Source organism: Streptococcus oralis (assembly GCF_023109155.1).
GTDB lineage: Bacteria > Bacillota > Bacilli > Lactobacillales > Streptococcaceae > Streptococcus > Streptococcus oralis_BZ.
In genome coordinates, this window is the sequence record NZ_JALDUA010000002.1 from 354,211 (window position 1) to 375,310 (window position 21,100).

The following is a 21,100-nucleotide window of genomic DNA, read 5'->3' on the forward strand; positions in this document are numbered from 1 at the left end:
TTTAGAAGCTAGTGACTAATCCTTGCGGTTTAGGTGCTGATCAATGGCATCTACTATTTTCCCCATTACATAACTTAACCTAAAATTTCGAAAAAGTAGAATGGCCCAAAAGGCTGCCATGAAATAGCGACCAGTCATCCAAGCTTCATTGAAAAAATAAGTCTCAGCAGCAGTAAATAGTGCTATCACGATAAATTGTTGTCTAGTCATAGAATTATTGTACCATGAAATCCACTTTTAGTCTTCTTCGACCATGACTTTATCAGCCAGAAATTCAAATCCTTCTGGAATTAGGCTTTCTTCTTCCGCCTCTTGATCAGCTTGAGAAGACTTGTTTCTAGCTGAAAATGCTGCACGAACCTCTTTCCATTCCTCTAGGGAAATTGCCAGGATTTCAGGTGAAAATCCAGCCGCCTGGCTGAGAATATTGCCAAACATGGTATTGAGGTTATCCCGTTTCATGGTTTGCCCTGCATTGAAATTAGACTCAAAGGCTAAAATAGCATGGTGCTCGTTTGCTGCAACTGGTTGAGAACCAACAAGCAGAGCCTTATCAGGACCTGCTAATCTTTCGATTACCTCTCCCCAGGCATTCTGGAGGCGAATCAAGTTTTGCCGTGCCAAATCAGGATTTTCAACAGCTTCTTGTAGGATGGTCTGAACCTTATTACGGTCTACTCGATATACTGTCTTGGAAGTGGCTGGACGGCTAGGGACTGGCGCCACTTGTTTAGGAGCAGTTCCAACATTGGCAAGTTCTTGTTTAAGACGAGCGACTTCCTGTCTCAGTGCAGAAATTTCACTTTCGACAGCTCCTGAAAGCACTGGTTCAGGCTTAATCTCCGCTAAACGAATAGTCATCATCTCAGCATAAATCTTAGGTTGTAGACTAGCTTTCATATCCGCCAAGCTCGCAGTCGCTATTCGAATCATTTCAAAGAGACTTTCCTGAGACAAAGCTAGATTGTCCATAAAAACTGGACTATGATGAGTATTTTCGCCACCTGTCTGAACAACTAATAGATCACGCAAATACTGCAAGAGATCCGTCACAAAACGAGTCATGCTCTTTCCATTTTCAAACAAAAGGTTCAAAGAATCAAGCGCTTTTGAAACATCCTGCTGAGACAAGGCAGCTACATAGTCATCAAGTGCTGATAGACTAATGGTGCCTGTAATCTCCTCAGAGATAGCTGTCGTGAGCTCATTTCCCTGTGTTAAACTCAAGGCTTGGTCCAGAATAGACAAGGCATCCCGCATTCCACCTTCAGCTCGTCTGGCAATGATTTCCACAGCATCTGGTTCAGAACTGATATTTTCTTTTTCTAAAATATGATGAATATGTACTGTGATATCTTGCGTTCTAATCGATTTAAACTCAAAACGTTGGACACGCGATAAAATAGTTGCTGGAATCTTGTGCAATTCGGTGGTCGCCAAGATAAAGACGACATTTTGAGTTGGTTCTTCTAGGGTCTTCAAAAGCGCATTAAAGGCTCCTGTAGATAGCATATGAACCTCGTCTATGATATAGACCTTATAACGTGCCAAACTAGGTGCATAGGTGGATTTATCACGAATTTCTCGGATTTCATCAACTCCGTTATTCGAAGCTGCATCCATTTCGATAACATCTTCTAAGCTACCTTCTGTCACAGCCTGACAGATATAGCAGTTATTACATGGTTCTCCGTCCACTTGGTTCGGACAGTTCATAGCCTTGGCAAAAATCTTGGCTACACTGGTCTTCCCAGTTCCACGAGGTCCTGAGAAAAGATAAGCATGACTAATCTTTTCCTGCTCGACCGCTTGTTTTAGGGTTTTAGCCACAACCTCTTGGCCTACCAGTTGTGAAAAAGTCTGGCTTCTATATTTTCGATAAAGTGCTTGATACATTAGGCTTTCTCCTCAAACATCGTAAAGTCCCATTCTGTCTTCTCAAGCAAAATAGCGACAAATTGTTCCAAGTAATCACGGTCAACGGCATTGTAATCATCAATAAGTGAAGAATCTAGGTCTAAGACACCCAGCAATCGACCATTCTTGAGCATGGGAACCACGATTTCACTCTTTGCCATACTATCACAAGAAATGTAGTTTGGATAGGTGCTCACATCGCCAACCAAAACAGTCTCTTGAAACTCAGCAGCTTCTCCACACACGCCTTTCCCAAGCGGAATGCGAATACAAGAAACACCACCCTGAAAAGGCCCTAAAACCAACTCGCTACCATCAAACAGATAAAATCCTGCAAATACAGTATTCGGAAAGCGAGATTTTAGGAGGGCACTAGCATTCGAAAGATTGGCAAGAACATTGCTCTCACCTTCAAGTAAATAAGAGAGTTCCTCATTTAAAAATTGATATTGTGATTGTTTTTCTGAATCTAACATAGAACTATTATATCAAAAATGAGAAAGAGACAAAAGAAAAATCCCTTGTTTTAAACAAAGGATTTTGTGATTATCAATTTGATTAAAGTTCGATATCACCGAACAAATCAGCCATTGAGAATCCTGTTTGTGTTTCTGGAAGTTCGAAATCACGTTTTTCTTGACGTTTTGGACGACGTGGACGAGCAGCACGTTTTTCTTCTTTTTGTCCTTCTTCTTGAGCTGGACGTTCTTCAAGAGCTTTGATAGAAAGAGATACGCGTTCTGCGTCAGCGTTAACATCAAGTACTTTAACAGTAACTTCTTGACCAACAGTAAGAGCTTCTTTTGGATTTTCGATACGTTTGTGTGAAATTTGTGATACATGAACAAGTCCATCGATACCTGGCAATACTTCAACAAATGCACCGAAGTCAGTCAAACGTTTAACTGTTCCTTCTACTACATCACCTTTAGCCAATTTTTGCTCAACGCCATCCCATGGTCCAGGTGTTGTTGCTTTAAGTGAAAGTGATACGCGTCCTTCTTCTTCGTTAAGATCAAGGATCTTCACTTCGATTTCTTCACCAACAGTTACAACTGATTTAGGTGATACGTTACGTTCGTGTGACAATTCAGTCAAGTGAACCAATCCATCAACTCCACCAAGGTCGATGAAAGCACCAAAGCTAGTGATACGAGCAACTTTACCAGTTACGACATCACCAACAGCCAATTTACCGAATACTTCAGCACGAGCTGCTGCAGTAGCTGCTTCAACAACTTCACGACGTGAAAGGATGAAACGGTTTTCTTTAGGATCAACTTCTTTGATTTTAGCATCAAATTCTTGGCCTACGAAACGCTCAGTGTTACGTACGAAACGAGTATCCAACATTGAAGCTGGGATAAATCCACGAACACCTTCAAATTCTACTGCAAGTCCACCTTTAACGGCACGAGTTCCTTTAACAGTAACAACTTCTTCTTCGCGTCCTACAAGTTTGTCCCATGCTTTGCGAGCTTCAAGGCGTTTTTTAGATACAAGGTATGTAACTGTATCAGTATCTTTACCAACTACTTGACGAAGTACAAGAACATCCAATACTTCTCCTACTTTCACAAAGTCATTGATATCTGCATCGCGATCGTTTGTCAATTCGCGAAGAGTCAAGACACCTTCAACACCAGTCCCAGAGATTGCAACGTTAGCTTGAGTCGCATCAACTGTCAATACTTCAGCACTAACAACATCACCAGGCTCAACTTGGCTAACGCTATTTAGCAAATCTTCAAATTCGTTCATCTAAAAAATCCTCCAACAATCAAGTTTTTCCAAACTTGACATACTTATAATTTTTTTCCTAAGCACCCGCAAAGACATGTTCATATCGTTCACGTCTTTCAATTATAAAAATAAAATACCCTAAGATATTTTTCTTTTTATCTTGAATTTATTACCTAAGAACTGGGGTAGCTGGATTCGAACCAACGCATGAGGGAGTCAAAGTCCCTTGCCTTACCGCTTGGCTATACCCCATTGATAAATGGAGAGAGAGGGATTCGAACCCCCGAACCCGAAGGAGCGGATTTACAGTCCGCCGCGTTTAGCCTCTTCGCTATCTCTCCAATGTTTAACGAGAACTATTATATCATGAAATTTTCAATAAAACAAGTATTATTTTGTCAAATTATAGTTTTCAATCAAAATTTCCACAGCTTTTTCAAGTTTTTTATAAAAACTATCGACATTTCCATTCTTTATGATGGCAAATTGGTTATCTAATTCGGCAATTTCTCCAATGACCTTTTTCCCGATCGTCAAAACGTATCCTTCATAGCTGTCTTTTCCAACAGTCACTTTTGCATCTGTTAATTGGATTTCAATTTTCTTATCTTTTTTACTCATACTGTACCTCTTTTCACTTTTTCTATTGTACAAGAAAAAGCTAAAACTAGCAAGAAAAAACTCCATTTCAGCTATTACAACTGCTATGGAGCTCTTCTTTATTTCATATCTTTTAGTCCACTTTGACAATCCATCCCTCTGGTGCTTCCACATCACCAAATTGGATACCAGTCAATTCATCATAGAGTTTACGTGTAACAGGACCTACTTCTGTTTCACTATAGAAAACATGGAAATCATCACCATGTTGGATGCCTCCAATTGGCGAAATAACCGCTGCTGTTCCACAAGCACCTGCCTCTACAAAACGCTCCAAATTATCGATTGGGACATCACCTTCAATCGGAGTCAAGCCCAAGCGATGTTCTGCCAAGTAAAGCAAAGAATACTTGGTAATAGATGGTAAGATAGATGGACTCAATGGCGTAACAAATTCATTGTCTGCCGTGATTCCAAAGAAGTTGGCTGATCCGACTTCTTCAATCTTTGTATGTGTAGATGGGTCTAGGTAGATAACATCTGAAAATTGGCGTGACTTGGCCATCTTACCTGGAAGGAGACTAGCAGCATAGTTTCCACCTACCTTGGCCGCACCTGTACCATTCGGAGCTGCACGGTCGTATTCATCCTGAATCAAGAAGTTGGTTGGAACTAAACCACCTTTAAAATAGTTACCAACCGGCATAGCAAAGATGGTGAAAATATACTCTTCTGCTGGTTTTACCCCAATAATATCCCCAACACCAATCAACAGCGGACGAAGATAAAGAGTTCCACCTGTTCCATATGGTGGGACGTATTCTTCATTTGCACGCACAACTGCTTTACAAGCTTCTACAAACATTTCTGTCGGAACTTGTGGCATCAAAAGACGGTCACAAGTACGTTGCAAACGCTTAGCATTTTCGTCAGGACGGAACAATTGAACACTGTCGTCCTTGGTACGATAGGCTTTCAATCCCTCAAATGCTTGCTGTCCATAGTGGAGACTTGGAGAAGACTCTGAAATATGCAAGGTTGCATCCTCTGTCAATTCTCCTTGATCCCATTGACCATTTTTGTAGTGAGCGATATAACGGTAAGGTAGTTTCATATAAGCAAATCCAAGGTTTTCCCAATCAATTGCAACTGTCATGTGTTTCTCCTTTATACTATTCAAACTATGTGTTCTATTCTACACTTTTCTAGTAAAATTTCAAGTATTATTTGTAATTTTCTGAAAATTTTTTCAACATAAAGAAATCAGCCCTCTGGACTGATTTTTTTATGAATTCGCTTTATCCTCTTTAAAGATTTCTTTGAGGTAAGCATCGAAAACTTCCTCATCTGAAATGGTGTCTGAAATAAAGCTTCCATTGCTAGTACGTTCTGACAAGTTGAGATCTTGCAATCGACTCTCATAGATTGTTCCCTTGTTAGATTGAACAAGTAACGTTTGGTCGTTTTCTTCTACTTCTGTACTAAAAAGATCACCAACGAAACCTTGCTCTGCAACTGCTCCAGCCAAGAAGACACGATGCGGTTTGTTTTTCAACTCACGCAAGACTTGTAGGCCTCGTTTAGCACGGCTGGTCGCCGGAATTTCCTCACAAGAGACGCGTTTCAAGCTACCACGTTGGGTCAAGAGGTAGAAGGATGAAGTGTTACAGATAAAGGCAGCCTGAAGTGCATCATCTGCTTTCAGGTTCATAGCCTTGACACCTGCAGCCTTGGCACCAACAATCGGAACCTCTTCGATATTGAAACGAAGGGCGTAACCGTTTTGACTAATCAAAAGAACATCATCTAGTTTAATCGGAGCCACTGCTACAATCTGGTCTGTCTCGTCTTTGAGTTTAGCGTACTTAACAGACTTCGACTTGTAGGTCCGCCATGGAGAGAATTCTTTGCGTTCTACACGCTTGATTTGACCAAGGCGAGTTGCTGCAAAATAAGTTGTCGCATCATCAAACTGATCCACGACTTCTGCATGAAGGATTTCTTCGTTCGTTTCAAAGTTTGTAATGGTCTGGCTCAGATGCTCTCCGATATCCTTCCAACGAATATCTGCCAATTCGTGGATTGGTCGATAGATGACATTCCCAAGAGTCGTGAACATCAAGAGGTGCTGGGTTGTCTTAGCAGCTTGAACAAAGATCAAACGATCATCATCACGTTTACCAATTTCTTCCAGAGTGGATGCCGCAAAGGAACGTGGGCTAGTACGCTTGATATAGCCTGCCTTGGTTACGCTGACATAGGTATCTTCCTCGGCAATCAAACTAGCTGTATCAATCTCAATTACGTTTGCTGTATCTTCTAAAGCACTCAAACGTGGAGTCGCAAATTTCTTCTTGACCTCACGAAGCTCTTTCTTCATGAGATTGTACATGGTCCGTTCATCACCGATAATGGCCGCAAGCATGGCAATTTTTTCACGAAGTTCCGCTTCTTCTTCCTGCAAGACAACCACGTCTGTATTGGTCAAACGGTAAAGTTGTAAGGTAACGATGGCCTCAGCCTGCTCCTCTGTGAATTCATAGCTGACCTTGAGATTTTCCTTGGCGTCAGCCTTATTTTCAGAAGCACGGATAAGAGCAATGACTTCATCTAAGATAGAGATAACACGAATCAAACCTTCTACGATATGGAGACGTTTTTCAGCCTTTTCCTTGTCAAAGCGAGAACGTGCCAAGATGACTTCACGACGGTGGGCAATATAGCTAGATAAGATAGGCACAATTCCAACCTGACGAGGGGTGAAATTGTCAATCGCAACCATGTTAAAGTTGTAGTTGATTTGCAAGTCAGTATACTTGAAAAGGTAGTTGAGAACAAGCTCGGTGTTCGCATCTTTCTTGAGCTCGATAGCAATGCGAAGACCGTCACGGTCAGACTCATCACGAACCTCAGCGATACCTGCTACCTTGTTATTAACACGAACTTCATCAATTTTCTTGACTAAGTTAGCCTTATTAATTTCATAAGGAATCTCAGTGATAACGATTTGTTCCTTACCACCTTTCAGTTTCTCGATTTCAGTCTTGGAACGAACAACCACGCGCCCCTTACCCGTTTCATAGGCCTTCTTGATCTCGTCACGGCCTTGGATGATAGCGCCTGTAGGAAAGTCTGGCCCAGGCAAGAATTCCATCAACTTATCGACCTTAGCAGTTGGGTGATCAATCATATAAACCGTAGCATCAATAACCTCAGCCAAATTATGCGGTGGAATATCTGTGGCATAACCAGCTGAAATACCTGTTGAACCATTGACTAAGAGGTTTGGAAAGGCTGCTGGTAAGACAGTTGGCTCTTTCTCCGTATCGTCAAAGTTCCAAGCAAAGGGAACTGTCTTTTTATCGATATCCTGAAGAAGGTAGCCTGCAATCTCTGACAAACGAGCTTCCGTATAACGCATAGCTGCAGGCGGATCTCCGTCCATAGAACCATTGTTACCGTGCATTTCAACCAAAATCTCACGGTTCTTCCAGTCCTGAGACATACGAACCATAGCATCATAAATGGAAATATCTCCATGTGGGTGGAAATTACCCATGATGTTCCCGACAGACTTGGCAGACTTACGGTAGCTCTTATCAAAAGTATTGCCATCCTTATTCATCGAATAAAGAATACGGCGTTGAACCGGCTTCAATCCATCCCTAATGTCTGGTAAAGCCCGGTCTTGAATGATGTACTTGGAGTAGCGACCAAAGCGCTCTCCCATGATGTCCTCTAAGGACATATTTTGGATATTACTCATATAGGATACAAAGCCCGTAAAATGCAAAGTGAAAATAGGAAATTCTTACCGTGAGCGATGCTCACAAGAGAATTTATCTTTTTCACACAGCATTTAGGGCGTGTTCAACTCCTTTCAAAGAATGTAGAGTGGTTTTTATAGAATAAGGGATAATTTACAGAAATTAGTCCCGTGTTCAGTTACTATTTATAACTAAACTATCTTTTCTGTAGTTTAATCTTTTAAATTATATACTTCATTTAGTTAGTGATTTGAAAGTCTCTCCTCAGCATACTGAATCATCTTCTCAGCTACTTCCATATCATAGTCAAATCCCATCTTTTGAGCAAGAATTTGAGCTTCTTTGTGGAAGAGATTCATTGTGGAGAATAGGGATTGAGTGATTTTCTCTACACTTGAAAAATCAAGGAGAGCAGAGAATTCCTTCTCTTTCTCAGCAGATAAATACTGGAAAAGATACTTGTAGTTCTTGCCGATATCGACTGTTCCCCAATCACTTGCTACCTGCCAGGCCATAACTTTTAAGAGTTCTTGTTGACAAATACCGTAAAGATGGTCAGTCGCATAGATGACTTGATTGCGACAGATTCCCTTGACCACATAGGCGGAAACCCACCAAAATTCATTGCAGGCTTTTTCAAAATCAATCGGGCTAGCTGGATTCGTCCAGTAACGTTGAGGACTTGTAGTATGGGACTCAAACAAGCCTTTCTCATCTTTCAAAACTGTATAATCAGCCTCACTATCCACCCACTCTTGAATGTGGTCTTTGGGGCAGAGCGTCAAATCAATCCGATTGCCATCTTCAAAGAGCATGAGATAGAGGCGACGGTGACCAAGCAAGACATGCTGCTCGATAATACGTTTGCCAAACTGGTCCAACCAAGAAAAATTCCTCGTCAGATTATCTAAATCGTCCACAACATAAACAACATCGTAGTCCTGAAACTCATCTTTTGGAGCTTTTGTATCCGTTCGTGAACCAGATAGAGCGACAGCCTCAACTTGTAAAGATTTAGCAATCTGTGAAATCGCATCAAGCATTTCTGTTTCAGTTCTCATCTTTCACTCCTTCAACACTTAGAGCTATTTGAAATTGTTTTTTATTATAAATTATAAACAATCGGTCATCTCCGACATTAGCTAAGCAATTAATCTCTATCCCCTACCAAAAAGTATTCTTGTCTTACTGATTTCGTTTGGTGTAATGGAGATAGAGAGGAGGAAGATAGGAAACTAGAATCATCAAAATCATTACCAAGAATGTCAACAGATGGATCTGAACTAAATTTACCACATACCATCCCAGAATACCTACAGATAGGGGGCCCAAAACATAGGATAGGAAAATCAAAAGAGCCTTCCACCGTTTCTCCGGATAGACATAACACAATCGAATAAGTGTGTAGATTAAGGCTCCTGCTATCAAAGGAAAACCAAATAAAATCATGACAAAGGATGCCACTAAAGAACCGGATTCTGAGGAATCCATATTGAATAAAAGCATCAAGATCATAAACAAGGTAAATACAATCGGTGCATATAAACCTTGGAAACTTTTTTTTCGACTATTGATGTAGAATGCAAGAATAGCCGAGGGTAAAGAAACTAAGAAAATTAAACCCAAGTAACTTCCAAAAATCGAATGTCCTGAACTATTCATTATTCACACTCCTTAAAACACTGTCGCTTCTTCCAGCGTAAACTTGACATTATCTTCAATCCACTTGCGGCGTGATTCAACCTTGTCTCCCATGAGGACATTGACACGGTGTTCAGCGCGGGCTAGGTCTTCGATTGTGACACGGATAAGAGTGCGGGTTTCTGGATTCATCGTTGTTTCCCAGAGTTGGTCCGCATTCATCTCACCAAAACCCTTGTAGCGTTGGAAGACAACTTCCACTTGAAAACCATTGTCTTCTCCTTCAAAGTATAGGGCTGGCGTCAAGGTTTCCTCAGCTTCATTATTGAAAGTAGTTAACTTGGAAATAGATTAGCAAACTTTACCTGTATAATTTTTGATAGCTGTGATATAATTCAAAATCCAACAATCCTGTCACAGTTTCTATAAAACGAAATCTTACTTTGCTTATTAGCTGAAATAACCTAATGTTTAGTTAAAATTAAAGATTAACCTTTTTGTCATTTTACTGATCTTTTTTAAATTCGAAGCCTTGACCATTAGTAGCAGAAAGTCCGTCTGAATTAAATATTTCAAGATGAATTGTATCTTTATCTTTCTTTTCAACCTGATATCGAATTCCATTATCATCAACTAAGTTTACAACCGAATCTTTACGATCCTTTACTTCTAGATCCTCAGCTATTTTGCTTTCACCACTTAAAATAGTCCACTTCCCACTTTCTTCTTTAAATTCATACTTAGAATTTGTTTGATTACTAGTCCATGTACCTTTTAGCCAGGCCTCCTTCGAGGCACAAGCAGATAAAATAACAGCCATAAAAGCAACTAATAGAACAGCATATATTTTTTTCATCATAACTCCTTTGTAATTCTAAAATTTATTAAAATACTGTCGCTTCTTCAAGCGTAAACTTGACATTATCCTCAATCCACTTGCGGCGTGGTTCGACCTTGTCTCCCATGAGGACATTGACACGGCGTTCGGCGCGTGCTAAGTCTTCAATCGTGACACGGATGAGGGTACGGGTTTCAGGATTCATAGTCGTTTCCCAGAGCTGGTCTGCATTCATCTCACCAAGACCTTTGTAGCGTTGGAGAGTGGCTCCTTTGCCAAATTGCTTGCGGAGTTCTTCTAGCTCTCCGTCCGTCCAAGCATAGGCCACTTCTTCTTTCTTGCCTTTGCCTTTGGACATCTTGTAAAGAGGCGGAAGGGCGATATAGACATGTCCTGCCTCAACTAGGGGACGCATGTAGCGATAAAAGAAGGTTAAGAGGAGGGTTTGAATGTGGGCACCATCGGTGTCCGCATCGGTCATGATAATGATCTTATCATAGTTAGCATCTTCAAGGGAAAAGTCTGCTCCTACACCAGCACCAATGGTATAAATCATGGTGTTGATTTCTTCATTTTTGAGGATATCAGCCATCTTGGCCTTGGCTGTATTGATGACCTTACCACGAAGAGGTAAGATAGCTTGGAACTTACGGTCACGGCCTTGCTTGGCAGAACCACCGGCAGAGTCCCCCTCGACTAGGTAGAGTTCATTCTTTGCAGGGTTTTTAGACTGGGCTGGGGTCAATTTTCCAGACAACAAGCCCTTGTCCTTCTTGTTTTTCTTACCATTTCGGCTCTCATCACGCGCCTTGCGAGCCGCCTCACGCGCATCACGCGCCTTGATAGCCTTACGAATGAGATTGGAAGCCAGTTCCCCATTTTCCATAAGGAAGAAAGTCAACTTATCAGCCACAATCCCATCCACAACTGGACGAGCCAGAGGGCTTCCTAGTTTATCCTTGGTCTGACCTTCAAACTGGAGGTGTTCTTCCGGAACTAGAATAGAAAGAACGGCTGCTAATCCTTCACGGTAATCTGACCCTTCAAGATTTTTATCTTTTTCCTTGAGGAGCCCTGTCTTACGAGCGTAGTCATTCATGACCTTGGTAATGGCTGACTTGAGTCCTGTCTCATGAGTTCCACCATCCTTGGTACGAACGTTATTGACAAATGATAGAATGTTATCTGAAAATCCATCATTGTACTGGAGGGCAACTTCCACTTGGAAACCATTGTCTTCGCCTTCAAAGTATAGGACTGGCGTCAAGGTTTCCTTGTCTTCATTGAGGTAAGAAACAAAGTCTTGTACCCCGTTCTCATAATGAAATTCGATTGCTTCATCTGTTCGCTTATCTGTCAAAGACAAGGTAACGTTTTTCAAAAGGAAGGCTGACTCATTGAGACGTTCTGAAATGGTATTGTACTTGAAATCAGTTGTAGAAAAGATCGTCGCGTCAGGCATGAAGGTAACCTTGGTACCTGTCTTAGACTTGGGTGCTGTACCAATTTTCTTCAAGGTTGTAACAGGTTTTCCGCCATTTTCAAAACGTTGCTTGTAGACTGTACCGTCACGAGTAATTTCAACTTCTAACCAGCTTGATAGGGCATTAACGACTGAGGACCCCACCCCGTGGAGACCACCAGATGTCTTATAACCACCTTGACCGAATTTTCCTCCAGCGTGGAGAATGGTAAAGATAACTTCAACAGTTGGAATTCCCATGGCGTGCATCCCAGTCGGCATCCCTCGACCATGGTCTTGAACGGTTAGACTGCCGTCTTTATTAATCGTCACATCAATGCGATCACCAAATCCAGACAAGGCTTCATCTACTGCATTGTCCACGATTTCCCAGACTAGATGATGGAGACCAGCACCGTCGGTCGATCCAATATACATCCCTGGACGTTTACGGACCGCATCCAACCCTTCTAGCACCTGAATGGCGTCATCATTGTAGTTATTAATATTGATTTCCTTTTTTGACACAAGGAACCTCCTATTTGTTCATCTTTTCTATTTTACAGGTTTTCTAGCGATTTTGCAAAGCTTTTCCCTTTCAGCTGTCACAATTTCACAGGATATTCTCTGACTTTCCACAGCATTTCATGGTATAATAGGTCTATGATGACATTTGTATTATTAATTCTAGCTTATTTGCTAGGTTCGATTCCGTCTGGTCTCTGGATTGGACAAGCTTTCTTTCAAACAAATCTGCGTGAACATGGTTCTGGAAACACCGGAACAACCAATACTTTCCGAATTTTAGGTAAGAAAGCGGGTATGGCAACCTTTGTGATTGACTTCTTTAAAGGAACCTTGGCCACTCTCCTTCCAATCCTTTTCCACCTTCAAGGTGTATCACCTCTTGTATTTGGACTTTTGGCTGTGATTGGACATACTTTCCCTATCTTTGCAGGGTTTAAAGGGGGCAAGGCTGTCGCAACTAGCGCTGGAGTTGTTTTCGGATTTGCGCCTGTATTCTGTCTCTATCTAGCAATCGTATTCTTTGGAAGCCTCTATCTAGGTAGTATGATTTCACTGTCTAGCGTTACTGCTTCTATCGCAGCCGTTATCGGAGTTCTCCTATTTCCACTATTTGGATTTATCCTGAGCAGCTATGACCCCCTCTTCATTCTGATTATCCTAGCACTTGCTAGCTTGATTATCATTCGTCACAAGGATAATATCGCACGCATCAAAAATAAAACTGAAAATCTTGTCCCTTGGGGATTGAACCTAACCCATCAAAATCCTAACAAATAAAACGCCAGTTTGAACTGACGTTTTTTTGTATGCTTATTTTGACTTGATGTAGTTGATACCGTCTGCCTTAGGCGCAACTGCTTTTCCAAAGAAGGCTGCTAAGACAAGGATGGTCAAGACATAAGGGGCGATTTGAAGGTAAACCGCTGGCACTCCTTGTAGGAAAGGTAATTGAGAACCAATAACTGCCAAACTTTGTGAAAGTCCAAAAAAGAGACTAGAAAGCATAGCACCGATTGGGTTCCATTTACCAAAGATCATCGCAGCAAGGGCGATAAAACCAGGACCGACAATAGTCGTTACTGAGAAGTTGACAGAAATGGATTGAGCATAAATCGCTCCCCCAATTCCACCAAGGAAACCTGAAATAACAACCCCAAGATATCTCATTTTGTAGACATTGATCCCCAAGGTATCCGCTGCCTGAGGGTGTTCACCAACAGAGCGAAGGCGAAGACCAAAGCGGGTCTTGAAGAGGATAAACCAAGCAAGGAAAGAGAAGGCAATCGCGATATAACCTAGTAGACTGGTTGACTTGAAGAAGATATCTCCAATCACAGGGATATCAGCCAAAACTGGGAAATCAAAACGTCCAAAAGTCTGGCTTAAGTTATCCGTTTGTCCTTTGTTATAAAGAACTTTAACCAAGAAAACTGCTAGGGCAGGAGCCATCAAGTTCAATACTGTACCACTGACAACATGGTCCGCACGGAAATGAACTGTAGCGACTGCATGGATGAGGGAGAAAATAGCTCCCACGATACCAGCAACTAACAAGGAAATCCAAGGAGTAGCTGCTCCAAGTTGTTCTGCAAATTCAAGGTTAAAGACAACCCCAGAAAAGGCTCCCATAACCATAATTCCTTCAAGACCGACGTTAACGACACCACCACGTTCAGAGAAAACGCCCCCGATACTCGTAAAAATAAGTGGTGCTGAGTAAATCAGCATAGAAGAGACCAAGAGGGTGAGTAATGTTGTAATAGACATCCTTACTTACCTCCTTTAACTTGTTTTTTAGGTTTGACAAAGCGTTCGATAATATAGTGAACGCTGACAAAGAAGATAATAGACGCTGTTACAATGCTAACAAGCTCAGACGGAACTTGCGCTGCGTTCATACCCGGTGCTCCTACTTGCAAAACTCCAAATAAGAAGGCTGCAAAGAGAATTCCAATTGGTGAATTTCCAGCAAGCAAACTAACTGCCATCCCGTTAAATCCGATAGCCAATGATGATCCCTGAACGTAAACGTTTTGGAAAGTTCCAAGACCTTCGACCGCTCCACCAAGACCAGCCAAGGCACCAGAGATAATCATTGATAGGATGATTGTACGTTTTGCTGAAATACCAGCGTACTCTGAAGCGTGGGGATTAAGACCAACTGCACGAATTTCAAAACCGAGAGTCGTTTTCTTGAGCAAGAACCAAATCACGCCAACAGCAATGATTGCAAAGAAGATTCCGATATTCATACGAGAATTTCCAGTCAACTCTGATAACCATGGTGTCTGGTATGTAGCATTGGCACTAACACGAATCGTTGAGTCTGTACTTTGCATAATATCTTTAGGAAAGGCATGAATAAAGGCATTTCCCACATACAATACAATGTAGTTCATCATGATGGTCACGATAACCTCTGACGTACCCAGATAGGCTCTGAGGATACCTGGAATCGCACCAACAATTCCACCTGCGATCAAAGCAATGATCACTGTCAATGGAATCAAAACGAGACGAGGCATATCTGGATTTGACAAGGCAAACCAACCACTGAGAATCCAGCCTGCAAGTGCTTGACCAGGAAGTCCAACATTAAAGAAACCTGCTCGACTGGCAACTGCGAAACCAAGACCTATCAAGACAAGAGGACCCATGGCACGGAAAATTTCTCCAATTCCACGGAGGCTACCAAAAGCTGTATAGAACAACTCCTCATAACCCCAGATAGCATCATATCCGAAGATCCACATGACAATGGCTCCGAGCAAGATTCCTAAGAATACGGAAATCAAGGGAACCGAAATTTGTTGTAATTTTTTAGACATCACTCTTCTCCTTTCCCAAGTTTCCACCTGCCATCAAGACACCAAGTTCTTGTTTGTTAGTTGTTTCTGGCGATACAATACCTTGAATTTTACCATCGTGAATAACAGCAATTCGGTCTGAGACATTTAAAATCTCATCCAATTCAAAGCTGACAACAAGGACAGCCTTCCCGTTATCACGTTCTTCAATCAAACGTTTGTGGATATATTCAATGGCACCGACATCCAAACCACGAGTTGGCTGGCTGACGATAAGGAGATCAGGATCTCGGTCAATCTCACGAGCAATAATTGCTTTTTGTTGGTTTCCTCCTGAAAGAGCTGCCGCTGGAACAAATTCGCTTGCCGCACGGACGTCAAATTCTTTCATTAATTTCTTAGCATGTGAAGTGATATTGGCATAGTTCAAGATACCATTCTTGCTGAGTGGTTCTTTGTAGTAGGTTTGAAGAGCGATATTTTCTGAAATCATCATCTCCAAAATCAAGCCATCCCGGTGGCGGTCTTCAGGAACATGCCCCACACTGAGTTCTGTAATTTGTCGAGGATGCATCCCCACGATTGATTTGCCTTTTAATTCAACGCTACCTGACTCAACCTTACGAAGGCCTGTAATGGCTTGAATGAGTTCAGATTGACCATTGCCATCAATACCTGCAATACCGACAATTTCACCAGCACGAATATCTAAGGAGAGATTTTTTACTGCTGGTACACCGCGGTTTTCATTGACAACCAAGTCTTTGATAGACAAGACCACTTCTTTGGGTTGTGGTGCCTGTTTTTCCGTTTTAAAGGAAACTGAGCGTCCAACCATCATTTCTGCCAAGTCCGCATTGGATGCTCCTGCGATTTCAACTGTCTGGATTGATTTCCCGCGACGAATAACCGTCACTCGATTGGATACCGCACGAATCTCATCCAGTTTATGGGTAATCAAAATGATAGACTTCCCTTCTTTGACAAGGTTTTTCATGATTGCCATCAACTCATCGATCTCTGAAGGAGTCAATACGGCTGTCGGTTCGTCAAAGATAAGGATATCAGCACCACGATAGAGTGTTTTCAAGATTTCTACGCGTTGTTGGGCACCAACGGAAATATCCGCCACCTTAGCAGCAGGATCCACTGCCAAACCATAACGTTCAGAAAGAGCCTTGATTTCTTTAGTAGCACCAGCTATGTCTAGAACACCATTTTTAGTGATTTCACTCCCTAAAATGATATTCTCAGCTACTGTAAAAGCCTCAACCAACATGAAATGTTGGTGAACCATCCCAATTCCAAGACCAGCGGCTTTAGATGGTGAGTCTAGTTTTACAACCTGACCATTCACCACAATTTCACCACTCGTTGGTTCAAGAAGTCCTGCCAGCATATTCATCAGAGTGGATTTACCCGCTCCATTTTCTCCTAAAAGTGCATGGATTTCACCTTTTCGCAGTTGCAAGTTGATTTTGTCGTTTGCTACAAATTCACCAAACACCTTGGTAATATCCCGCATCTCAATGACATTTTCGTGTGCCATATGCTCTTCCTTTCAGAGGTTTATTTTATTTCAATAAAACCTGCTAATCACATTAACAAGCTCTATTGAGACAAAAATTGCCTCAATTCTTAAAGAAGCGACCGATGGCCGCTTCCTAAGAAATGACTTTTATCCATTATTTTTCAGGAACTTTTACGCTTCCGTCAAGGATCTTAGCTTTTGCATCTTCAACAGCTTTTTTACCTTCTTCTGAAAGGTTTGTTACTGCTAGCTCAACCCCTTTATCTTTCAATGAGTAAACAATCACTTGTCCACCAGGGAATTCACCTTTTTCTGTTTTGTTGGCAATATCTTTTACAGTTGTACCGACTTGTTTCAATGTAGATACAAGAACGAAGTTAGATTCTTTACCATCTTTAGAAGTGTATTTACCTTCTGCTGCTTGGTCACGGTCTACACCGATAACCCAAACTTTTTCGTCATCGTTTTTGTTTTCATTCAATGATTTTGCTTCCGCAAAGACACCAGCACCTGTACCACCAGCTGCTTGGTAGACAACGTCTGCACCGGCAGCGTATTGAGCTGCTGCAATTGTTTTACCTTTGGCAGCATCACCAAATGAACCAGCGTAGTCAACTTGGACTTTGATAGATGGGTCTACTGACTCAACACCAGCTTTGAATCCAGCTGCAAAACGTGAAATAACTTCAGATTCGATACCACCTACAAAACCAACTTGTTTTGTTTTCGTAGTTTTCGCTGCTGCAACACCAGCAAGGTAAGCTGCTTCGTTATCCGCAAATCTTACGCTCGCAACATTATTTTGACCTTCAATCACATCATCAATCAAGACATAGTTTAGGTCAGAGTGGTCTTTTGCTGCTTCCTCAACTGCATTGTGAAGGGCAAAACCAACACCGAAGATCAGGTTGTAACTTCCAGCCGCTTGTTGCAAGTTGTTAGCATAGTCTGCTTCGCTTGTTGATTGGAAGTAAGTGTAACCTTTATCTTTAGAAAGATTGTGTTCTTTACCCCAGTCTTGCAAACCTTCCCAAGCTGATTGGTTAAATGATTTATCATCAACACCACCAGTATCTGTTACGATTGCTGCTTTGGTCTTCATTTCTGATGAAGATGAAGCTGCGTTACGAGAAGAGCGGTTACCACATGCAGCAAGTCCAACTGCTGCTACTGCAACTAGACCAAGGCCTAGCCATTGTTTCTTGTTCATTACTGAACCTCCTAAATAAGATGTGCAACGATGTTGCAAGTATGGATTGGTTGGCCACAAGGACCGCATCACTCAGAGAGTGACTCAGACTAGTTTAAGTCTGTAAATGAGTATGGAAGTAACTCCCCGACCGTCATCTCGACCGTCGATTTATCTTTAGCGACTAAAGTCACTTTTAGATCTTGTTCAAAAAATTCAACCATGACCTGGCGACAAGCACCACATGGCGAGATGGGTTTTTCAGTTTGTCCGTAGACAATCAACTCTGAAAACTCCCGTTGCCCCTCCGAAACTGCTTTAAAAATAGCAGTACGTTCTCCACAATTAGTCAAAGGATAGCTAGCATTCTCGATGTTCACACCCGTATAAATACTACCATCCTTGGCTACTAAGACAGCTCCGATGGGAAAGTGAGAATAGGGGACATAGGCTTGTTTGCTGGTTTCAATTGCTAGTTCAATCAACTCAGTAGTCGCCATCTGCCAATTCTCCTTTTAAGATTGCTACACCAGCAGATGTTCCGATACGGGTAGCGCCTGCTTCCACAAAAGCGACAGCATCTGCATATGAACGAGCTCCACCAGCCGCCTTAACTCCCATATCTGGCCCGACTGTTTCACGCATCAACTGAACATCCTCAATAGTGGCACCACCAGTTGAAAATCCAGTTGATGTTTTGACAAAGTCAGCTCCCGCTTTCTGGGATAATTGGCAGGCCACAACCTTTTCATCGTCTGTTAACAAGCAAGCTTCAATAATGACCTTAACCAACTTGTCACCACTTGCTTCTACGACAGCACGGATGTCCGATTCAACTAAATCCAGATTGCCTGATTTGAGGGCACCGACATTGATAACCATATCAATCTCATCTGCGCCGTTTTGGACAGCTTCCTTTGTTTCAAAAGCTTTCACAGCTGAAGTTGTTGCTCCCAAAGGAAAACCTACTACTGTACAAACTTTTACATCTGAGCCTTCAAGCCCTGTTTTCGCATGTTTAACCCATGTGGGATTGACACAAACGCTGGCAAAGTCATACTCACGCGCTTCAGATAGCAAACGATCAATTTGTTCTTGACTTGCATCTTGCTTTAAAAGCGTATGATCGATATATTTATTTAACTTCATATTCGGATTCTCCCTGGTTTTATGAGATAATTTCTATAATTTCTCGTAAACTTTGCACTCCATCATTTATTTTAACATATTTTTGAAATTCTGTAACTAGTTCAGAAGAAATTTTTCCATTTGTATAAACTTTTGCAACAATTTCTCCTTTTTGAACGGAGTCTCCAACTTTCTTTTCAAAAACAATCCCTGTTTCATAGTCCAAGTCATCAGACTTGACTGCACGACCAGCTCCTAGTCTCATGGCATAGAGCCCAAATTCCATAGCTGGAAGGGCTGAAATAACACCTGTATCTTGAGCTAGAATTTCCAGCACATGGGCAACTTTGACGGGGCGATAAAGATCTTCTAAATCACCGCCTTGTGCTGCTACCATTTCTTCAAACTTAGCCAGTGCTTGGCCATTCTCAAGATGTTGACGGATTTCCTCGATCGTTTTCTCAACATCAGCCAAGCCAAGCATAATCTGAGCTAGCTCGCAGATAAAGTGACTAATATCTTCTCGGCCTTTTCCTTGGAGAATCTCGATTGCCTCAAGGATTTCGAGACGATTCCCAATGGCTTTTCCCAAGGGTTGGCTCATATCGGTAATGACTGCTACTGTCTTTCGACCAACAGCCTTACCAAGTTCCACCATTGTTTGAGCCAATTCGCGCGCCTCATCAACCGTCTTCATGAAGGCACCCTCACCGACCGTTACATCTAGCAAAATGGCATCCGCTCCTGCAGCAATTTTCTTGCTCATCACCGAACTAGCAATCAAAGGAATCGTGTCGACAGTTGCTGTCACATCACGGAGGGCATAGAGAAGTTTATCTGCTTTAACCAGCTGATCGGACTGCCCAATGACAGATACACCAATATCCTGTACCTGACGAATGAAATCCTCTTGACTTCGCTCGACTTGATAGCCCTTAATAGACTCCAATTTATCAATTGTCCCACCAGTATGGCCAAGACCACGACCACTCATTTTAGCAACGGGCACGCCGAAACTCGCAACAAGGGGAGCCAAGATTAAGGTCACCTTATCACCTACACCACCAGTCGAATGCTTGTCAACTTTAATCCCCTCAATAGCTGACAAATCAAACTCCTGACCTGTCTTGACCATATTCATCGTCAGATCAGAAATCTCACGTGTGGTCATTCCTTTAAAATAAACAGCCATAGCAAAAGCAGACATTTGATAGTCTGGAACAGTTCCAGCTACATATCCTTCTACTAGCCACTTGATTTCAGCTGCAGTCAGTTCTTGACCATCTCGTTTCTTTTGGATTAAATCAACTGCTCTCATTCTTTCACACTTCTAAGGATATAGTATCCCTTATCTTTCTTTACGATTTCACAATTTCCAAAAACATCTTCCATCTTGCTTTTGGCACTCGGAGCACCTTGTTTCTTTTGAATAACAATGGTTAAATCACCTCCGTCTTTCAAGAAATCTCTGCTCTTTTCGATAATCTCATGAACAACTTGTTTACCCGCTCGAATCGGCGGATTGGAAATAACATGGTCAAACTTCCCTTCAACTTGTTCATAGATATTGGATTGGAAAATCGTTGCTTCTACTTTATTACGTTCAGCATTTTGTCGCGCTAGGTCCAAGGCACGATTATTGATATCGACCATGGTTGCCTGAACTCCATAAGCCTTGGCTAACGACAAACCCAATGGCCCATAACCACAACCTACATCAAGAACAGTTTCTCCTTTGTTAACCTCTAGACACTTGAGCAAGAGCTGACTCCCAAAGTCAACCATTTTCTTGCTAAAAACACCCGCATCCGTCAAAAAGGTCATGTTTTCTCCCAACAACTCCACTCTCAACTCATGAATGTCGTGTGCAGCATCAGGATTTTCTGCATAATACATTTTACTCATAAAACTATTTTACCATAATTTGGCTTGAATTGTAAATCGTTTAC

19 protein-coding genes, 2 tRNA genes and 1 pseudogene are annotated in these 21,100 nt (G+C 41.9%); 1 reads left to right on the forward strand and 21 read right to left on the reverse strand.

All coding sequences use genetic code 11. From position 1 onward, the window contains the following. Window positions 1–15: 15 nt before the first annotated feature. From M1F63_RS05720 to parE, 13 genes and pseudogenes are all read right to left on the reverse strand, one after another. Window positions 16–210 carry a DUF3272 family protein gene (locus M1F63_RS05720; RefSeq protein WP_000198269.1) on the reverse strand — a complete coding sequence of 65 codons (195 nt, stop codon included), beginning with the start codon at window positions 208–210 and terminating at the stop codon, window positions 16–18. Between the two features lie 27 nt (window positions 211–237). Continuing rightward, window positions 238–1,896, reverse strand: a complete 1,659-nt coding sequence (gene dnaX, locus M1F63_RS05725; protein WP_125418154.1) for a DNA polymerase III subunit gamma/tau — start codon at window positions 1,894–1,896, stop codon at window positions 238–240. Continuing rightward, the gene (locus M1F63_RS05730; protein WP_049479375.1) at window positions 1,896–2,393 is read right to left on the reverse strand and encodes a GAF domain-containing protein; all 498 of its coding nucleotides are present in this window, start codon (window positions 2,391–2,393) and stop codon (window positions 1,896–1,898) included. Before M1F63_RS05730 ends, dnaX begins: the two co-directional genes overlap by 1 nt. An 82-nt stretch (window positions 2,394–2,475) precedes the next feature. Beyond that, window positions 2,476–3,678 carry a 30S ribosomal protein S1 gene (rpsA, locus tag M1F63_RS05735; protein ID WP_049479376.1) on the reverse strand — a complete coding sequence of 401 codons (1,203 nt, stop codon included), beginning with the start codon at window positions 3,676–3,678 and terminating at the stop codon, window positions 2,476–2,478. A gap of 162 nt (window positions 3,679–3,840) precedes the next feature. Then, a tRNA-Gln gene (locus tag M1F63_RS05740) sits at window positions 3,841–3,912 on the reverse strand. A gap of 8 nt (window positions 3,913–3,920) precedes the next feature. Further along, window positions 3,921–4,001: transfer RNA gene (locus tag M1F63_RS05745), tRNA-Tyr, on the reverse strand. A gap of 49 nt (window positions 4,002–4,050) precedes the next feature. After that, window positions 4,051–4,281, reverse strand: coding sequence for a DUF2969 domain-containing protein (locus M1F63_RS05750; protein ID WP_000037105.1), 231 nt, complete (start codon window positions 4,279–4,281; stop codon window positions 4,051–4,053). A 112-nt stretch (window positions 4,282–4,393) separates the two neighbouring features. Further along, the gene (locus M1F63_RS05755; RefSeq protein WP_303622561.1) at window positions 4,394–5,431 is read right to left on the reverse strand and encodes a branched-chain amino acid aminotransferase; all 1,038 of its coding nucleotides are present in this window, start codon (window positions 5,429–5,431) and stop codon (window positions 4,394–4,396) included. Between the two features lie 114 nt (window positions 5,432–5,545). Next, complete coding sequence (gene parC / locus M1F63_RS05760) at window positions 5,546–8,026, reverse strand: DNA topoisomerase IV subunit A (RefSeq protein ID WP_247940941.1); 2,481 nt, start codon at window positions 8,024–8,026, stop codon at window positions 5,546–5,548. A 243-nt stretch (window positions 8,027–8,269) separates the two neighbouring features. Beyond that, the gene (locus M1F63_RS05765; RefSeq protein ID WP_247940942.1) at window positions 8,270–9,088 is read right to left on the reverse strand and encodes an aminoglycoside 6-adenylyltransferase; all 819 of its coding nucleotides are present in this window, start codon (window positions 9,086–9,088) and stop codon (window positions 8,270–8,272) included. Between the two features lie 613 nt (window positions 9,089–9,701). After that, window positions 9,702–9,914: pseudogene (locus M1F63_RS05770) on the reverse strand (toprim domain-containing protein); the annotation flags it as partial. A gap of 259 nt (window positions 9,915–10,173) precedes the next feature. Then, window positions 10,174–10,524: a lipoprotein gene (locus tag M1F63_RS05775; protein ID WP_000725494.1), complete on the reverse strand. Its 351-nt coding sequence runs from the start codon at window positions 10,522–10,524 to the stop codon at window positions 10,174–10,176. Window positions 10,525–10,552: 28 nt separating this feature from the next. Then, entirely contained in the window at window positions 10,553–12,496 is a 1,944-nt protein-coding gene (parE, locus tag M1F63_RS05780; protein ID WP_125388937.1) for a DNA topoisomerase IV subunit B, read from the reverse strand. Window positions 12,497–12,631: 135 nt separating this feature from the next. Between parE and plsY the strand changes: the two genes are divergently transcribed. Then, a complete protein-coding gene (gene plsY, locus M1F63_RS05785) occupies window positions 12,632–13,273 on the forward strand; it encodes a glycerol-3-phosphate 1-O-acyltransferase PlsY (RefSeq protein WP_216728314.1) in 642 nt (213 codons plus the stop codon). Between the two features lie 33 nt (window positions 13,274–13,306). On the opposite strand, the gene M1F63_RS05790 is transcribed toward plsY, so the two are convergent. From M1F63_RS05790 to M1F63_RS05825, 8 genes are all read right to left on the reverse strand, one after another. Then, window positions 13,307–14,263 carry an ABC transporter permease gene (locus M1F63_RS05790; RefSeq protein ID WP_000029132.1) on the reverse strand — a complete coding sequence of 319 codons (957 nt, stop codon included), beginning with the start codon at window positions 14,261–14,263 and terminating at the stop codon, window positions 13,307–13,309. Window positions 14,264–14,265: 2 nt separating this feature from the next. Continuing rightward, the gene (locus M1F63_RS05795) at window positions 14,266–15,324 is read right to left on the reverse strand and encodes an ABC transporter permease (RefSeq protein WP_000038684.1); all 1,059 of its coding nucleotides are present in this window, start codon (window positions 15,322–15,324) and stop codon (window positions 14,266–14,268) included. Beyond that, complete coding sequence (locus tag M1F63_RS05800) at window positions 15,317–16,852, reverse strand: ABC transporter ATP-binding protein (protein ID WP_247940943.1); 1,536 nt, start codon at window positions 16,850–16,852, stop codon at window positions 15,317–15,319. The genes M1F63_RS05795 and M1F63_RS05800 overlap by 8 nt, the downstream gene beginning before the upstream one ends. 136 nt (window positions 16,853–16,988) lie before the next feature. Then, window positions 16,989–18,044, reverse strand: coding sequence for a BMP family lipoprotein (locus tag M1F63_RS05805; RefSeq protein ID WP_247940944.1), 1,056 nt, complete (start codon window positions 18,042–18,044; stop codon window positions 16,989–16,991). Between the two features lie 89 nt (window positions 18,045–18,133). Then, the gene (locus M1F63_RS05810) at window positions 18,134–18,523 is read right to left on the reverse strand and encodes a cytidine deaminase (protein WP_000246111.1); all 390 of its coding nucleotides are present in this window, start codon (window positions 18,521–18,523) and stop codon (window positions 18,134–18,136) included. Next, complete coding sequence (gene deoC, locus M1F63_RS05815) at window positions 18,510–19,172, reverse strand: deoxyribose-phosphate aldolase (protein ID WP_125418170.1); 663 nt, start codon at window positions 19,170–19,172, stop codon at window positions 18,510–18,512. Before deoC ends, M1F63_RS05810 begins: the two co-directional genes overlap by 14 nt. Window positions 19,173–19,191: 19 nt before the next feature. Continuing rightward, window positions 19,192–20,469 (reverse strand): pyrimidine-nucleoside phosphorylase, encoded by a 1,278-nt coding sequence (locus M1F63_RS05820; protein WP_247940945.1) that lies wholly within the window; start codon window positions 20,467–20,469, stop codon window positions 19,192–19,194. After that, window positions 20,466–21,056 carry a class I SAM-dependent methyltransferase gene (locus M1F63_RS05825; RefSeq protein ID WP_084943355.1) on the reverse strand — a complete coding sequence of 197 codons (591 nt, stop codon included), beginning with the start codon at window positions 21,054–21,056 and terminating at the stop codon, window positions 20,466–20,468. The genes M1F63_RS05820 and M1F63_RS05825 overlap by 4 nt, the downstream gene beginning before the upstream one ends. Between the last annotated feature and the right edge of the window lie 44 nt (window positions 21,057–21,100).

Bases quoted from the DNA above. Each gene is read 5' to 3' on its own strand.
- M1F63_RS05730 (WP_049479375.1), bottom strand. From the start codon at position 2,393: ATGTTAGATTCAGAAAAACAATCACAATATCAATTTTTAAATGAGGAA.
- M1F63_RS05820 (WP_247940945.1), bottom strand. From the start codon at position 20,469: ATGAGAGCAGTTGATTTAATCCAAAAGAAACGAGATGGTCAAGAACTG.
- M1F63_RS05720 (WP_000198269.1), bottom strand. From the start codon at position 210: ATGACTAGACAACAATTTATCGTGATAGCACTATTTACTGCTGCTGAG.
- M1F63_RS05805 (WP_247940944.1), bottom strand. From the start codon at position 18,044: ATGAACAAGAAACAATGGCTAGGCCTTGGTCTAGTTGCAGTAGCAGCA.
- M1F63_RS05800 (WP_247940943.1), bottom strand. From the start codon at position 16,852: ATGGCACACGAAAATGTCATTGAGATGCGGGATATTACCAAGGTGTTT.
- M1F63_RS05750 (WP_000037105.1), bottom strand. From the start codon at position 4,281: ATGAGTAAAAAAGATAAGAAAATTGAAATCCAATTAACAGATGCAAAA.
- M1F63_RS05790 (WP_000029132.1), bottom strand. From the start codon at position 14,263: ATGTCTATTACAACATTACTCACCCTCTTGGTCTCTTCTATGCTGATT.
- M1F63_RS05775 (WP_000725494.1), bottom strand. From the start codon at position 10,524: ATGAAAAAAATATATGCTGTTCTATTAGTTGCTTTTATGGCTGTTATT.
- rpsA (WP_049479376.1), bottom strand. From the start codon at position 3,678: ATGAACGAATTTGAAGATTTGCTAAATAGCGTTAGCCAAGTTGAGCCT.
- plsY (WP_216728314.1), top strand. From the start codon at position 12,632: ATGATGACATTTGTATTATTAATTCTAGCTTATTTGCTAGGTTCGATT.
- M1F63_RS05765 (WP_247940942.1), bottom strand. From the start codon at position 9,088: ATGAGAACTGAAACAGAAATGCTTGATGCGATTTCACAGATTGCTAAA.
- M1F63_RS05825 (WP_084943355.1), bottom strand. From the start codon at position 21,056: ATGAGTAAAATGTATTATGCAGAAAATCCTGATGCTGCACACGACATT.
- M1F63_RS05795 (WP_000038684.1), bottom strand. From the start codon at position 15,324: ATGTCTAAAAAATTACAACAAATTTCGGTTCCCTTGATTTCCGTATTC.
- M1F63_RS05810 (WP_000246111.1), bottom strand. From the start codon at position 18,523: ATGGCGACTACTGAGTTGATTGAACTAGCAATTGAAACCAGCAAACAA.
- dnaX (WP_125418154.1), bottom strand. From the start codon at position 1,896: ATGTATCAAGCACTTTATCGAAAATATAGAAGCCAGACTTTTTCACAA.
- parC (WP_247940941.1), bottom strand. From the start codon at position 8,026: ATGAGTAATATCCAAAATATGTCCTTAGAGGACATCATGGGAGAGCGC.
- deoC (WP_125418170.1), bottom strand. From the start codon at position 19,172: ATGAAGTTAAATAAATATATCGATCATACGCTTTTAAAGCAAGATGCA.